Genomic DNA, 14478 nt, shown 5'->3' on the forward strand with positions numbered 1-14478 from the left:
TTGCCCTGATGGGCCGCAATCGCATGGATTATATGAACATGCGAAAACGCCGGGCAGGGAGCGAACTCCCGGCCCGGTGATTCGCGTGATTGCAAATTATAGGTCGATCTGCATGGAACGCTGCATGGCGACGTTGCCGGTGCGGGCGATCTCCTTGATGCCGAAACGGGTGAGCAGATTGACGAGTGCGCCGATCTTGCCCTGGTCGCCGGTGACCTCGATGGTCAACTCATCGACGCTGACGTCTACAACCTTGCACCGGAAGATGTCAACAATGCGGAGTATCTCGGCCCGCTTTGAATCCTCGGCGTTGACCTTGAGCAGGACCATTTCGCGCTCGACGGATTTCAGCTCGGTGAGATCCTTGACCTTGATGGTCGGGACCAACTTGCGGAGCTGCTTGACGATCTGCTCCACGATGGCGTCGTCGCCCTCGGCCACGATGGTCATCAGGGAGACGCCCTTCTCCAGGGTCGGGGCCACGTTCAGCGAATAGATGTTGAAGCCGCGGCCGGAAAAGAGCCCGGCCACCCGGGACAGGACGCCCGGCTCGTTTTCAACCATCACGGAAAGAGTGTGCTTGCTCATCATGGACCTCCTAGACCAACAGCATCTCGGTCAGCGACGCTCCGGCCGGGACCATGGGATAGACGTTTTCTTCCTTTTCCACGCGGATGTCCACGATGACCGGCTTGTCCACCTTGAAGGCCTCGCGCAGGGTCTTTTCCACGTCTTTTTTCTCGGTCACCCGGAAACCGGCGGCACCGTAGGCCTCGGCCAGCTTCACGAAGTCGGGCTGGGCGTCCATGCAGGTGGCGCAGTAGTTCTTCTCGTAGAACAGCTCCTGCCACTGGCGGACCATGCCGAGATAGCCGTTGTTCAGGATCACGATCTTGACCGGCAGCTTGTTGCAGACCACGGTCATCATCTCCTGGATGCACATCTGGATGGAGCCGTCGCCCGCGATGTCGATGACCAGCTTGTCCGGGAAGGCGCGCTGGGCGCCCATGGCCGCCGGGAAGCCGTACCCCATGGTGCCCAGGCCGCCGGAGGTCAGCAGCGTGTTGGGCCGGGTGTACTTGTAGAACTGGGCCGCCCACATCTGGTTCTGGCCCACCTCGGTGGCGATGATGGCGTCGCCCTTGGTGATCTCGTAAATTTTCTCCACCACGTACTGCGGCTTGATGGACTCGGATTCGTCCCTGTAGGTCAGGGGATGCTCCTTGGCCCAGCCCTGGACCTTGTCCACCCACTCCTTGTGGTCCTTGGCCCAGTCGAACTCGGCCAGGGTGCCCTCGGTCTCGGTCTTGAGCGCCGCCAGGGCGGGCTTGCAGTCCGCCACCAGCGGGACGTGCACCGAGACGTTCTTCTGGATGGAGGTCGGGTCCACGTCGATGTGCACGATGGTCGCGTTGGGCGCGAAGGTGTCCACCTTGCCGGTGACGCGGTCGTCGAACCGCGCGCCCACTGCCAGGAGCAGGTCGCAGTTGTTCACCGCCATGTTGGCGGCATAGGTGCCGTGCATGCCGAGCATGCCCAGGAACAGCTCGTCGTCGCCGGGGAACGCGCCCAGCCCCATGAGGGTGGAGGTCACCGGGATGCGCAGGTTCTGCGCCAGCCAGGTGAGCTCCTCGTGGGAACCGGAGGTGATCACGCCGCCGCCGTTGTAGATGAGCGGCCGTTTGGCTTTCTTGAGCAGCTTGACCACCTTGCGGACCTGGCCGATGTGCGGCTTGCTGGTCGGCTTGTAGCTGCGCATGGACACTTCTTCCGGGTACTTGAACTCGGCCACCTGCTGCTGGACGTCCTTGGGCAGGTCCACCAGGACCGGGCCGGGACGGCCGGTGCGGGCCAGGTAGAAGGCCTGCTTGATGGTCGAAGCCAGGTCCGCGATGTCCTGCACCAGGTAGTTGTGCTTGGTGCAGGGCCGGGTGATGCCGACGATGTCCACTTCCTGGAAGGCGTCATTGCCGATCAGGGCCCGGGGCACCTGACCGGTGAAAATGACCACCGGAATGGAGTCGGCATAGGCCGTCGCGATTCCGGTCACGGTATTGGTGGCGCCGGGGCCGGAGGTGACTAGGCATACCCCTACCCGGCCGGTGGCGCGGGCGTAACCGTCTGCGGCGTGAATTGCGCCCTGCTCGTGACGCACCAGAATGTGCTCCACGGACGACTTGGGTATCTCGTCATAGATGTCGATCACGGCTCCCCCGGGGAAACCGAACATGACATCAACTCCTTCCATTTCCAGACACTTCAACAGGATCTGGGCCCCGGTCAACTTCATTTGCTAAGCCTCCTGACGGTACTTGTCGAGCAGGCCCAGCAACGTGGTCTTGCCTGCCAGCTTCTTCTTCTTGAGCTCCTTCACTTCCTGCGTCTCGGTGGGCGACAGATAGGACTTGGACTCGAGCTTATCCAGCATCTTTTCGTACGTGATATGTTGGTCCCACAGAGCCTTGATTTGCGTGTCTTCGGCCCCGTACTTCTCGATGAGTTCAAGGTCATTGGCTTCCATGTGCAACTCCTTTTTACAAGGTTAACGCGGTGAAACGCCTGAAAGAAGACTTCCCCAGTCCGGCTCTCCCGCTGTATTCAAGGTCAGGTGCTTCCTCCTGTTGGTGTGTCCGGAGGCGATGACGACCTGACTTTTTTTCAATCCCAACAAAGTCGCGATGTAGGCAATGAGGCCCTTGTTGGCCTTGTTGTCCACCGCCGGGGCCCTCAGGCGGACCTTCAGGCACCCCTGGTATTCGCCCGCGACCTCATTCTTCTTCGCGCCCGGCTGCGCCCATACATCGAGGCCCCACCCCGGTTCCTCACGGCTTGCGAACACTGGACGTGAAATACGCTCCCCCGTCCTACTCGACCTTCTTCAGGTACTTGAGCTTGGACTCGATCTCCTCGACCTTGTCCCGTTCCGGGTCGCTCCGCTCCAGCATCTCCAGGTGGGCGTTGAGCATCCCCTTGAGCTGGACTTCGAACTGGGTCCGGCTGCGCTTGAGCGACTCGATCTCCTCGTGGATCTGGGCCAGCCGGTTGTGCCCCTTGCGGACCGTGTCGTCCGCCTTGGCGCGGGCCTCGTCCAGGATCAGCTGGGCCTCGCGGGAGGCCGCGACCTTGAGGTCGTCCACCATCTTCTGGGTGGACATCAGGGTATCGCGCAGGGTCTCGTCGCGCTGACGATACTCCTTGAGCGCGGCTTCCAGCCTCTTGATCTTCTTGCGCATCTCCTTGTGTGCGTCGGCTGCGTCGCCGAGGACTTCGGCCAGTTCAAGCATGAACTGGTCCACCTCGGTTCGCGAATAGCCGAGCACGGACTTGGAAAACTGCTTGTTCAGCAAATCGATCTTGGAAACCGTCATCGCGCTCCTCCTGAAGGTTGACTACATGGTCATGCCGGACCCGATGGAAAAGGCCAGCCGGTACAGGTTGCCCACGACCACGATCTTGCACACCTGGATGGCCAGGATGACGACAATGGGCGAAAGGTCGAAACCGCCGACAACGGCAAAGGGAATCCAGCTGCGGACCTTGTAAAAGACAGGTTCGGTCACGCCGCGCAGGAAGCGCACAATGGGATTGTACGGGTCCGGGTTCACCCAGGACAACAGAGCGGATATGATGACGATCCAGAGATAGGCGGTGAGTACGTAGTCGAGAACTGTCGCGATTGCTTGGACGATCAGGTCCATGAGGCCTCCAAAACGGCTGAGCTGTCAATGCTCGCCAGTAATCTCAATGTTGGTAATTTCGCACACGGGATAGCAAGAATCAAGTCTTAATACGCGGATGCGAGCCCTTTGTAGCACCGCTGCATGGCCGCGCGGATGGACCAGAAACTGTCGATGTGCACATCGGCCTGCAACCCCATGTCGCGATACGCCCAGAAGCGTACCCCGGAAGCCTGGGCCGCTTTCTGGTCCACGATGGAGTCGCCTATGTAGGCCACCTCGTCCGGGCGCACCCCGTGGGTGCGCATGATTCGGAACAACCCTTCCGGGTGGGGCTTGGGCTCGGCCACGTCGCAGGAGGTAACCACAGGGTGGAAGAACCCCTCCAGGTCGGTCAGCTTGAGGACCAGCTGCATGGACGAGCCCCGGCTGGTGTTCACCGCCAGGTTGAACCCGGCCGCGCGCAGCCACTCCAGAAATTCGCGGATGCCGTCAGAGCGCTTGAACCACGGAGCCAAGTCGGCCTGGCTGATGCCGGAGCCGATCTCGAAGGCCCGCTTCAGCAGCTCGGGCGGCACGATGTGGCGCACGGCCTCGTCGTGGGTTCGGGAATGGACGAAATACCGCTGGGCGTCATCCATGGGGGGCAGCCCGAGCTGCTCCAGGATGGTGCCGTAATAGCGCATGTTGGCCTCGTAGGAATCAATCAGCACCCCGTCATTGTCAAAGACAACGGTCTTGAGGCCCTCCAGCAGGCGGGGATTCATCATCGGGTTGGCAATCGCCATGTAAACACTCCGGAATTACTTGAGGATTTCGACGGTCAGCGACTTGAGGGCCACGGGCATGGACTGCGGCTCCCTGCGTCGGCAACCGAATCTCCAGGCGGGCGCGGTGGCGGTCAGCCGCCCTTCCCCGTCCTCCTTGAACTCGATGCCGTACTCTTCCCAGGCCTCGAATATCTCGGGGTCTGCGCAGACCAGCTCCGCGTCTTCCGGCAGGAAGGCGGGCAGCGCCTCGATGACCCGCTGCCAGGGAAGCTGGACCTCCTGGCCGTCGGACGCGCCGCCCGTGTGGCTGAAGGTCTCGCCCAACTCGGTCTCGCGCTCGCCCAGGCTGTCCTCTTCGTCCTTGCCCAGGGTCTCGTCCATGGCGTCCCAGCTGTTTCGGACGCCCTCCTCCAGCCCGGCCAGTTCGAGGATGCGCTCCTCGAAGAACCAGGCCAGGAGCAGCACGAACTGGGCCTTGGAACGGGCCTCGCGCTCCTCGCGCTCGGCCTTACCGCCCTGGCCGTCGGCGAACTGGCGGGAGAGCTGGGCCTGGATGGACATGGACGACCCCTCGTAGAAGTCGTCGGCGGTGACCGCGCCGAAATAGGCCATCTCGCCTGGGTCCTTGAACTGTTCGCCGAAGCTGATGCAATCGTTGATCAGCGCCCGCGCGGTGGCGGGATCGAGCGGCAGCCCCTCGGGCCGGAACGAATTGCCCGCGGGCTCGTCTTCCAGGCCGGGGTCGAAAAAGGTCAGTCCGGGAAGGTCGTCGCCGGACCACAGCTCGGGGTGCATGTAGGGAAATGACAGCAGCATGTGCTTTGGCTCCTTAGCTCTGTTCGTCGTCGGTGATCGGTCCAAAGTGGCGGCAGCGCCCGGCGCACCGGGGCAGCCCCATGACGCAGACCCCATCGAGATGATGGGCGCAGCCCGGTGAGGGCGCGCCCTGGCGGTAGGTGTACATCCCGCAATGGAAACGGTCGCGGGCCAGCCGCTGGAACTGCCGCCCCCAGAGATCGGGGACCGCGTCCTCGGCCACGCCGAAATACTCCGCGCGGCTCAGAAATTCGTCGAAGGAAGCTTCCCAGCGGGCCGTGACCTGGCAGCGCCAGGACTGGGTGTAACCGGGATTGAGCCACTCCTCGTAGAAACAGCGTCCGTTCATGTGGTGCCGGCAATTCGTGCCGGGCAGCCGGGTGATCTTGCCCATTCTCGTCTCAGGTTCAATGCGTTGGCAATCGCGAAACCGGCCTAGGACCGGATTCCGATTGTCGATGGGCAATGTGTAAGTCCCGCGCAACCAATTGTAAAGATAAACCGACCTTTGCCCGCCGGGGCCGATCCGGGTAAATGAAGCCCCGTTCTTGACTGGGCCTGACGGTGGGTGTATAGCCACTTACGTCAAATAATCCTGAAGTCATTCACTCAATTGGAGGCAATATATGATCGGCGGACTCGGCGTTTGGGAACTTCTGATTATTCTGGTGATCGTTCTGGTCATCTTCGGCGCGAAAAAGCTGCCCGAAATCGGCGGCGGCATCGGCAAGGCCATCAGCAATTTCAAGAAGGCCACGAACGAGCCTGATGAGATCGACGTGACCCCCAAATCCAGCGCTTCGGAAGACGAGAAGAAGGAAAGCTAGACCCCCTTCCCGACGGAACAAAAAAAGCCCGGTTGCATCGCAGCCGGGCTTTTTTGGTGTCTGGAAAGCGGGTTATTCCTTGTGCTGCCCGGCCAGCCGGAAGCTCAGTCCGCGCTGGGGCAGGAAGGCGTTGAGCAGCATGTTCAGCCGGTCGCGGTTGACCACCGTGACCGTCCAGGTGGCCCCGGCGCCGGTGGGCTGCATGTCCATCTCGGCCAGCTCCACGTCCTGCACGGCGGAATCCCAGCCGCGCAGCACGCGATCGAACTCCAGGACGCCGTCGGGCGAGAACCAGCCGGTCACGGCCAGGGATTCGCCCCCGGTCCCGGCGGCCCGCTCGCGCGGACGGTCGAAATATCTCGGCCAGACCGTGAACCACGCCTCGGCCATGTCCTGGTTGATGCCCATCCACTCCTGGCCGTCCCAGGTCAGGCGGCACTTCCAGGTCCCCTTGTCCGAGCCGCGCTCCAGGACCACGGCGGGCGACGCGCCCTCGGCGGGCTCGATGTTGGTCAGGGCCACCAGGTCGCGCACCTGCTGCTGTTCCTCCTCGGTCAGATCCTGCGGCCAGGCCACGGACGCGGACAGCGGCGCGGCCAGGGTCTCCATCAGCCCCATGGACTTGAGGGAATCGCGCAGGGTCCGGCGGTCCACCCGGACGTCCAGGCTCAGGCTCAGGCCGTCCTCGAAATCCTGCGAGGAAAGGACCTTGTAGCCCTGGATGAACGGCTTGGCGTGGCCCACGAAATACGCCTTGAGCAACGCTTCCCGCGATTCGCCGAGCGATCCCGGGAGCATGGCCTTGGCCTCTTCCAGCACGGCCTGGCCGTACCCCTGAGCCTGGGCCTTTTCGCGCAGCCCGCGCTGGGTCATGCCCTCGGCCATGGGCTCGAAGACCTGCACCTGGCCCGCAAGAGCCACGGTCGCCGCACCCAGCAGCAGGGTCGCCGCCATCAGAAAAATCGTCTTACGCATCCCCTTCTCCCTTGGGCTGTTCGGGCTGTTCGGGCCGGTCCACCAGAATGACCACCCTGCATCCGTCCGCGATGGGGCCGGACTTGACGATGGCCCGCACCAGCCGGGCGTCCGCTGCGGAGATGACCATGTCGGTCCGCCACGAGCCGTAGGCGCTCAGGGCGCGCACGGAGAGGGGCCGGGACCCGACCCGCTCCTGCAGAACCTTGGGGTCGTCGTCGACCGCGTAGACAGCCACGCCCTTTTCCGCCGCATTGGTCCGGCTGACCTGGAAGGTGCCGTACGCGCCGTACCCGTCCTGGCCGTAGATGATCGGGGCCAGGGCCGGGGTGATCTTCAGCCCCCGGGCGTCGACCACCACGCCGGTGTAACCCCGGTTGCCGCCGCCCACCTGCTCCGGCGCGTTGCCGGGCATGTCCACGTTCTGGGAGGTGGCCGTGGAGAGCTTGGGCGGGATGCCGCTCTGGAACTGGATGGTGACGGGCAGGACCAGTTCGGCCAGGGGGCCTCGGAACCGCTCGGACACGCGGACCTTGCCCTGTTCCTCGTAGAGGCCGGGCCCCTGGAACAGGGAGTTTTGGATCAGCCCGCGCACCTGGGCGGCCAGGTCGCTGTCGCCCGACAGGAACGCGCCCACGGTCTGGTGGCCGTCGATGCGCACGGACAGGACCATGTCCAGCAGTTCCTTGCGCGCCTGGGTCGCGGCCTTGCGCACGGCCATGGGGGACAGGGCCTGATCGGATTCGTCCGCGGCCGCGCCCTCCACCGACCGGACCACGGAGACCTCTCCGTTGCCCCAGGCGATGGAACCGCCCTCGTCGGTGGTCTGCACCAGCCCTTCGAAGGCCTGGGCCTGGAAGGGAAAAATCATGAACGACAATATGATGGGAATAAATATTCGAAACGGCATGTGTTGGTTTTCCTGAACTGTTTCAACGGCCGCAGGCCGAGATGGCCGGGGCATCACCGGGTGTATCGCGGTTGCCGGATTTCTGCAACCCGCTTGCCGGAGCGCGGGCCGGGTGCTACCTTTCGGGAATCGGCCAACAACCCACGGAGCGAGACATGCTTATCCACCTCATGCAGCACGGCGCCTGCCTGTCCAAGGAGCTGAACGAACAACAACCCCTGAGCCCGGTCGGCCGGGAGCAGGTGGAGAAGTCCGGCCGCGCGGCGGCCAGGCTCGGCCTGCGCTTCGACCTGGTGGTGGCAAGCCCCAAAGACCGCTCCCGCGAGACCGCCGAGATCATGGCCCGCCAAACCGGCTATCCGGTGGACGAGATCGTGGTCACGGACACGGTCAAGGCCATGACGCCGACCGCCGAAACGCTCGACTTTATCAATGAATACAGCGATATGAAGTCAATCCTGATCACCGGCCACCTGCCCTCACTGGGCGCGCTGGCCTCGGCCATGCTGGCCCATGGAAAGGTACTGGACATCGCCATCGAGAACGGCGGGCTGATGCAGATTTGCCTTGAGCCCGGACAGACTGCCGGGACCCTGAACTGGGCCCTGACTCCGGCCCAGCTGGGCGTCATCGCCGGGAACTGATCAGCCCCGGTCCGCCAGCCAGGACACGACCAGGTCCGCCACCTCGCGGTTCTCGCCGGGCGCGAACCAATGGACGTCCGCTTCCTTGTTGAACCAGGTGATCTGCCGCTTGGCGTACGCCCTGGTGTTCTTCACCCACCGCTCGCGAGCCTCCTCCAGGGTCGTCTCGCCGCGCAGGAAGGCCAGCAGCTCTGCGCAGCCGATGCCGGTCCAGCCGGGCGCGTCCGGGTCCGGGCAGCGCGCATAGGCGGCCCTGGCCTCGTCCAGCGCCCCCCGCTCCAGCATGATCCCGATGCGGCGCGCCAGGTGCGGCTCAAGGGCGTTCAGACTGATGCGCATGCCCACCTTGAGGGCGTCGTAGGGCGCGGGGGCGTGCTCGCTCTCGCCGTGCCACCAGGTCATGTTCCTGCCGGTGGCCAGGTAGACCTCGGCGGCGCGGGCGTTGCGCTGGGTGTCGTTGGGATGGATCTTGGCCGCGTACTCCGGGTCGGTCTTCGCGAGCTCCGCGTGCAGGACCTGCGGCCCTTCGGCCTCGATGCGCGCCAGCACCCCCGCCGGACGTCCTCCGGGATCTCGGGGATGGGCGCAATGCCGGAAAGGAGCGAACGCAGGTACAGGCCGGTGCCGCCCACCAGGATGGGCAACCGTCCCTGGGCGCGAATCTCTTCGATCTTGCCCTCGGCCAGCTCCTTGAGCCGGGCGGCGGTCATTTTCTCCTCGGTGGGCAGGAAGCCGTAGAGATGATGCGGGCAGGCCGCGCGCTCCTCCTCGTCGGGCTGGGCCGTGATGACCGGAAAGTCGCGGTAGACCTGGCGGGAGTCGAAGTTGACCACCGCGGCGGGCAAACGCTCCGCCACGGCGATGGCCGCAGCGGTCTTGCCCGTGCCGGTGGGACCGACCAGACAGACTATGGGAGGCCGTGCGCTCATAGGGCGTGGTTGAAGCCCCATTCGTCGGGAGAAACGCCGTACTTCACGGACAGGGCCGTGACCACCGGGCCGGGGACCAGCCCCCGGATGTCGCCGCCGTAGCGGGCCACTTCCTTGACTATGGTGGAGCTGAGATACATCCACTTGAAGTCGGTCATCATGAACACGGTTTCGATCTCGCGCTTGAGCTTGCGGTTCATGAGCGCCATCTGGAACTCGTACTCGAAGTCCGAGACCGCGCGCAGGCCGCGCATGATGGTCCCGGCCCCCCGGCTCTCCACGTAGTCGATGAGCAGGCAGTCGAACGGCTCGACCAGGACCCTCGGTTCGTCGCGGAATACTTCCTTGGCCAGGGCCACGCGCTCGCCCACGGTGAGCAGGGTCTTCTTGGGCGTGCTCTGGGCAACGGCCAGAATGACGGTATCGAAGACGTTCAGTCCCCGGCGGGCCAGACCGACGTGGCCCATGGTCAGGGGGTCGAAGGTGCCGGGATAGACCGCCAGCCTGGGGTTCAATTTCGCCATAACAATATCCTGGTTTGACCGTATTCCCGGTCAGTTAGCAATTCCATTTTCGCGATGGGCCCGTCCTCCGGGGCGGTCACCGAGGTCTCCACCTCGGCCAGGACCAGCCCGCCCTGCGCGATCCATCCGTTCTCGAGCGCCTTTGTCAGCGCCGGGACCAGCAGGTCCTTTCCGTAGGGCGGATCGATGAACACCAGATCGAACGGCTGGTCCGGACGATTGGACAATACACCAAAAAGGTCCTTGGAGACCACCCTGGCGTACCGCTTGTCCACCTTGAGGTCGGCCAGATTGCGGCGGATGAGGGCCGCGGCCTTGGCGCTCTTCTCCACGAACCACGCGGTCTCGGTCCCCCGGCTGAGGCATTCCAGGGCCAGGGAGCCGGAACCGGCGAACATGTCGATGACCCGGATGTCGGCAAAGACCACGCCCCGCGCCGTGAGCATGGAGAAGATCGATTCGCGCACCTTCATGGTGGCGGGCCGGTAGCCGGGGCCTTCGCTGGTCAGGATCCTGCGGCCCTTGTATTGTCCTCCGACGATCCGCATGGGCTACATCTCGGAGACCAGCTCCACGATCTGCCGGTTGATGTCGAGCAGCTTGTCGCGCAGCTCTGCCTGGTCCACCCAGGGACGGCGCTCCACGTCCACGACGCGGCGCTTCAGCTCGTCGTAAAGGTTCTCTGAATCGGCCAACAGGAAATCCCAGTCCACGCGCGGACGGGCGACCTCCATATCGACCACGGGCTCCAGCTCCTTGCCCGGCTCCAGCTCCAATACCTCCTGGTATTCGGGGATGTGGACATCGAAGCCGAACCGCTCCTTGATGAGCTTGGCGAACTCCTGCTGGACCTCGGCCTCGCCGTGGACCAGGAGGATCTTGGTGGGACGGCCCTGCATGGTGCCGAGCCAGTCGAGCAGTTCGTCGCGCCCGGCGTGGCCGGAAAAGCCGTTGATGGTGAAGACCTTGGCCTTGACCAGCACCTCTTCGCCGAAGATGGTGATCTTCTTGGCCCCGTTGACGATCTTGCGGCCGGGCGTGCCCACGCCCTGCCAGCCCACGAAGATCACGCTCGCCCCCGGACGCCACAGGTTGTGGCGCAGGTGGTGCTTGATGCGGCCCGCGTTGGCCATGCCGCTGGCCGAGATGACGATGGCCGGGCCGTGGGTCTCGTTGATGGCCTGGGACTGTTCGCGGGACTCGGTGAAGTGCAGGTTGGGCAGGTCCAGGGGATTCTCGCCGTTGCGGATCAGCTCCTGGGTGGCCTCATCGAAATATTCCGGATGCTTGCGGAAAATCTCCGTCGCCCGGATGGCCAGCGGGCTGTCCAGGTACACGGGCATGTCTTCGGGCAGCTTGCCCTGCTTCCTGAGCAGGAACAGGGAGTAGATGATCTGCTGGGAGCGCTCCACGGCAAAGGCCGGGATGACCACCTTCTCGCCGTTGCCGTAGCTGTAGGCGATGGCCTCGGCCAGCTCGTCCAGGCTGCCCTTCTCGTCCACATGGTTGCGGTTGCCGTAGGTGGACTCCAGGAAGAGGTAATCCGCGTGCTCCATGTCCACCGGGTCCTTGACGATGAGCTGCTCCGGGCGGCCCAGGTCGCCGGAGAACACGGCCTTGGTGACCTTGCCGTCCTGCTCGTAGTCTATCTCGATGAAGGCCGAGCCGAGGATGTGCCCGGCGTCCTTGTAGGTCACGCGGATGCCCGGCGCGGGCTCGAAGGTCTTGGAGTATTCGACGGTCGCCAGGAGCGGCACGGTGTTCTCGGCGTCGGCGATGGTGTACAGCGGCTTGACCATGGCCCCGCCGGTACGGCTCTGCTTGCGGTTGGACCATTCCGCTTCCATTTCCTGGATGTGCGCGGAATCGAGGAGCATGATCTCCATGAGGTCGCGGGTCGGGGCGGTGCAGTAGATGGGATTCTTGTATCCCTTGGCCACCAGCGCGGGCAGCAGGCCCGAGTGATCGATATGGGCGTGGGTGATCAGGATAAAGTCTATCTTCTTGGGGTTGTAGTCGTCGATGTTCCGGTTTCGTTTCTCGATTTCCCTGTTGCCCTGGTGCATGCCGCAATCCACGGCGAACCGCTTGCCGCCGCACTCCAGGATGTAACAGGACCCGCTGACGGTGCGGGCCGCGCCCATGAAGGTGATTTTCATACAGTGTCCTCGCGTTGGGTTCCGCTCCGGCCGCGGGCAGAATCCGCTTTCGGAAGGAAAGAAATCAGTGTATTGAAGCAGTCGGCGGAATACCTGCATCCGCCGCCACGACTACATGCCCCATAAACCGGGCTCAGGCAACCTCTGCCTTATCACAAGCAAGACAGGAGAACCAATGATTCACCGTTCCAAGCAGTACCTCATAGACGACCTTTCCATCCACGAGTCCTGGCGGCTCTTCAAGATCATGTCCGAGATCGTGGACGGTTTCGAGAATCTCTCGGAGATCGGACCGGCCGTGTCCATGTTCGGCTCGGCGCGCGTCCAGCCCGGCGAAGCGCTCTACGAGCAGACCGTGGAGCTGTCCAAGGCGTTGTCCGACGCGGGCTTCTCGATCATCACCGGCGGCGGCCCCGGCCTCATGGAGGCGGGCAACAAGGGCGCCTTCGAGAACGGCGGCGAGTCCATCGGCCTGCACATCCACCTGCCCATGGAGCAGCAGAACAACCCGTACATGAACGTGAAGAGCGAGTTCCGCTACTTCTTCATCCGCAAGCTGATGTTCATCAAGTACGCGCTGGCCTACGTGGCCCTGCCCGGCGGCTACGGCACCCTGGACGAGCTGTCCGAGGCGCTGGTGCTGATCCAGACCCACCGCATCAAGCCGTTCCCCATCGTGCTCTTCGGCACCAAGTTCTGGGGCGGACTGGTGGACTGGTTCCGCGACCAGATGGTGACCAACAAGTTCTGCAAGGCCGAAGATCTGGACCTGTTCATCGTCACCGACGACATCGCCCAGGTCGTCAGCCACATCAAGAAGCACGTCATCGTCTAATCCCGTGAACAACCGCCGCAAAGCGCTTCTTTTCGGCCTGGCCACGGTGGCCATCTGGTCCACCGTGGCCTCGGCCTTCAAGATCGCCCTGCGCACCCTGGACCCCCTGCAACTGCTGCTGGTCGCCTGCGGGGTCTCCATCCTCGCCCTGACCGCCATCCTCGCAGCCCGGGGCAAGCTCGGCGAGATCACCCGCATGGGACGGAAGGAGACCCTGCGCTGCGCCGGACTCGGCGCGATCAATCCGTTCCTGTACTACGTGATCCTGTTCCAGGCCTACGACCTGCTGCCCGCGCAGGAGGCCCAGCCCATCAACTACACCTGGGCCGTGACCCTGTCCCTGCTCTCCGTGCCCCTGCTGGGCCAGAAGCTCTCCCTCAGGGACCTCGGCGCAATCCTGCTGAGCTACTTCGGCGTGGTGGTCATCTCCACCCACGGCAACCTGCTCGGCATGGAGTTCTCCAGCCTGAAGGGCGTGGGCCTGGCGCTCGGCAGCACCGTGATCTGGGCGCTCTACTGGATATTCAACACCCGCAGCAAGGCGCACCCCATGGCCGGGCTGCTCCTGAGCTTCCTGACCGGCTTCCCGCTCATCCTGGCGGCCACCCTGCTCTTCTCGGAGCTGCCGCCCCTGGAACCCGCGCCCCTGCTCTCCGCCACCTACGTCGGGCTGTTCGAGATGGGCATCACCTTCGCCCTGTGGCTCACGGCCATGAAATACGCGGCCCAGCCCGACGGCGGGGGCACCGCCCGCGTGGCCAACCTGATCTTCCTCTCGCCCTTCCTCTCCCTGGTCTTCATCCACTTCCTGGTCGGCGAGACCATCCACCCCGCCACCGTGGCGGGCCTGGCCTTCATCATCGGCGGCAACCTCCTCATGCAGTACGGCCCCCAAAAGCGCTGACCCGCCCCCCGGACGAAAAAAGGCGCGCAGGCCGAAGCCGCGCGCCGTTCTCCGCCGCCCAAAGGGACGGGGAATCGAAATCAGTCCTTCAAGGCAAAGGTGATGGGCTTGTTGAGCAGGCCGTGAATGGGGCAGCCTTTGAGGGCCGCGAGCACCCGCTTCCGGTCCCGGTCGCTCAGGGTATCGGGCAGTTTCACGCTGTACTCGAAGGTCGAGCCGGTCTCGCCCGGGGTGAGCGTCGCCAACGTCTCCACGGACCCGAGTTCGATATCGTGCGCCTGGGCGTAGACCCGCAGCGTCATGTTCAGGCATGCGGCCAGGGACGCCTCCAGCAACCCCAGCGGCGTGAACCCGGCATCTCCGCCGCCCTTGGACTCGGGAGCGTCGCACACGCCCGTATGGGTGCCGTCCGTGAATTCCGTCAGGAAATTCGCTTTCCCGCTCTTGGTGGTGATCATGATCAGACCTCGTGGTTGGCTTTGGATGGGACCAATGACCTACCACCCTT

At 63.9% G+C, this 14478-nt stretch carries 19 protein-coding genes and 1 pseudogene; 4 read left to right on the plus strand and 16 right to left on the minus strand.

Annotated features, from left to right (window positions below; all coding sequences use genetic code 11):
• Window positions 1-96: 96 nt before the first annotated feature.
• From ilvN to AWY79_RS12855, 9 genes are all read right to left on the minus strand, one after another.
• The gene (gene ilvN, locus AWY79_RS12815; protein ID WP_066807222.1) at window positions 97-588 is read right to left on the minus strand and encodes an acetolactate synthase small subunit; all 492 of its coding nucleotides are present in this window, start codon (window positions 586-588) and stop codon (window positions 97-99) included.
• Between the two features lie 10 nt (window positions 589-598).
• Complete coding sequence (gene ilvB, locus AWY79_RS12820; protein ID WP_066804593.1) at window positions 599-2290, minus strand: biosynthetic-type acetolactate synthase large subunit; 1692 nt, start codon at window positions 2288-2290, stop codon at window positions 599-601.
• A 3-nt stretch (window positions 2291-2293) separates the two neighbouring features.
• The gene (locus tag AWY79_RS12825; protein ID WP_066804596.1) at window positions 2294-2521 is read right to left on the minus strand and encodes a DUF465 domain-containing protein; all 228 of its coding nucleotides are present in this window, start codon (window positions 2519-2521) and stop codon (window positions 2294-2296) included.
• 21 nt (window positions 2522-2542) lie between these two features.
• On the minus strand, window positions 2543-2839 hold the full coding sequence (locus tag AWY79_RS12830) for a DUF167 domain-containing protein (RefSeq protein WP_078063771.1): 297 nt from the start codon (window positions 2837-2839) through the stop codon (window positions 2543-2545).
• A gap of 25 nt (window positions 2840-2864) precedes the next feature.
• Window positions 2865-3368, minus strand: coding sequence for a DivIVA domain-containing protein (locus AWY79_RS12835; RefSeq protein ID WP_066804610.1), 504 nt, complete (start codon window positions 3366-3368; stop codon window positions 2865-2867).
• A gap of 21 nt (window positions 3369-3389) precedes the next feature.
• Window positions 3390-3698, minus strand: coding sequence for a YggT family protein (locus AWY79_RS12840; protein ID WP_066804613.1), 309 nt, complete (start codon window positions 3696-3698; stop codon window positions 3390-3392).
• 86 nt (window positions 3699-3784) lie between these two features.
• Window positions 3785-4465: an HAD family hydrolase gene (locus tag AWY79_RS12845; RefSeq protein ID WP_066804616.1), complete on the minus strand. Its 681-nt coding sequence runs from the start codon at window positions 4463-4465 to the stop codon at window positions 3785-3787.
• Between the two features lie 15 nt (window positions 4466-4480).
• On the minus strand, window positions 4481-5263 hold the full coding sequence (locus AWY79_RS12850) for a hypothetical protein (RefSeq protein ID WP_066804619.1): 783 nt from the start codon (window positions 5261-5263) through the stop codon (window positions 4481-4483).
• Between the two features lie 13 nt (window positions 5264-5276).
• Window positions 5277-5657, minus strand: coding sequence for a hypothetical protein (locus AWY79_RS12855; RefSeq protein WP_066804623.1), 381 nt, complete (start codon window positions 5655-5657; stop codon window positions 5277-5279).
• Window positions 5658-5889: 232 nt separating this feature from the next.
• Between AWY79_RS12855 and tatA the strand changes: the two genes are divergently transcribed.
• Window positions 5890-6090 (plus strand): twin-arginine translocase TatA/TatE family subunit, encoded by a 201-nt coding sequence (gene tatA / locus AWY79_RS12860; RefSeq protein ID WP_199533818.1) that lies wholly within the window; start codon window positions 5890-5892, stop codon window positions 6088-6090.
• 72 nt (window positions 6091-6162) lie between these two features.
• Here the strand turns inward: tatA and AWY79_RS12865 are convergent, their stop codons facing one another.
• Window positions 6163-7065: a hypothetical protein gene (locus AWY79_RS12865; protein WP_066804625.1), complete on the minus strand. Its 903-nt coding sequence runs from the start codon at window positions 7063-7065 to the stop codon at window positions 6163-6165.
• Window positions 7058-7936: a hypothetical protein gene (locus AWY79_RS12870; RefSeq protein ID WP_233490921.1), complete on the minus strand. Its 879-nt coding sequence runs from the start codon at window positions 7934-7936 to the stop codon at window positions 7058-7060. Before AWY79_RS12870 ends, AWY79_RS12865 begins: the two co-directional genes overlap by 8 nt.
• A gap of 194 nt (window positions 7937-8130) precedes the next feature.
• Between AWY79_RS12870 and AWY79_RS12875 the strand changes: the two genes are divergently transcribed.
• On the plus strand, window positions 8131-8619 hold the full coding sequence (locus AWY79_RS12875; RefSeq protein ID WP_066804630.1) for a SixA phosphatase family protein: 489 nt from the start codon (window positions 8131-8133) through the stop codon (window positions 8617-8619).
• Here the strand turns inward: AWY79_RS12875 and miaA are convergent.
• The 4 genes and pseudogenes from miaA to AWY79_RS12895 form a co-directional block, all read right to left on the minus strand.
• Window positions 8620-9548, minus strand: a pseudogene (gene miaA / locus AWY79_RS12880) (tRNA (adenosine(37)-N6)-dimethylallyltransferase MiaA).
• Entirely contained in the window at window positions 9545-10072 is a 528-nt protein-coding gene (gene coaD, locus AWY79_RS12885) for a pantetheine-phosphate adenylyltransferase (RefSeq protein ID WP_066804638.1), read from the minus strand. Before coaD ends, miaA begins: the two are co-directional and overlap by 4 nt.
• Window positions 10060-10620, minus strand: coding sequence for a 16S rRNA (guanine(966)-N(2))-methyltransferase RsmD (gene rsmD, locus AWY79_RS12890; RefSeq protein ID WP_066804641.1), 561 nt, complete (start codon window positions 10618-10620; stop codon window positions 10060-10062). Before rsmD ends, coaD begins: the two co-directional genes overlap by 13 nt.
• Before the next feature lie 3 nt (window positions 10621-10623).
• Entirely contained in the window at window positions 10624-12231 is a 1608-nt protein-coding gene (locus AWY79_RS12895; RefSeq protein WP_066804645.1) for an MBL fold metallo-hydrolase RNA specificity domain-containing protein, read from the minus strand.
• A gap of 175 nt (window positions 12232-12406) precedes the next feature.
• Here AWY79_RS12895 and AWY79_RS12900 point away from each other — a divergent pair, with 175 nt between their 5' ends.
• On the plus strand, window positions 12407-13066 hold the full coding sequence (locus AWY79_RS12900) for an LOG family protein (RefSeq protein WP_066804647.1): 660 nt from the start codon (window positions 12407-12409) through the stop codon (window positions 13064-13066).
• A gap of 4 nt (window positions 13067-13070) precedes the next feature.
• Complete coding sequence (locus AWY79_RS12905) at window positions 13071-13970, plus strand: DMT family transporter (protein WP_066804648.1); 900 nt, start codon at window positions 13071-13073, stop codon at window positions 13968-13970.
• A gap of 80 nt (window positions 13971-14050) precedes the next feature.
• On the opposite strand, the gene AWY79_RS12910 is transcribed toward AWY79_RS12905, so the two are convergent.
• Window positions 14051-14428: an OsmC family protein gene (locus tag AWY79_RS12910; RefSeq protein ID WP_066804654.1), complete on the minus strand. Its 378-nt coding sequence runs from the start codon at window positions 14426-14428 to the stop codon at window positions 14051-14053.
• Between the last annotated feature and the right edge of the window lie 50 nt (window positions 14429-14478).

The organism is Pseudodesulfovibrio indicus, from assembly GCF_001563225.1.
GTDB classification, from domain to species: Bacteria; Desulfobacterota; Desulfovibrionia; order Desulfovibrionales; family Desulfovibrionaceae; genus Pseudodesulfovibrio; species Pseudodesulfovibrio indicus.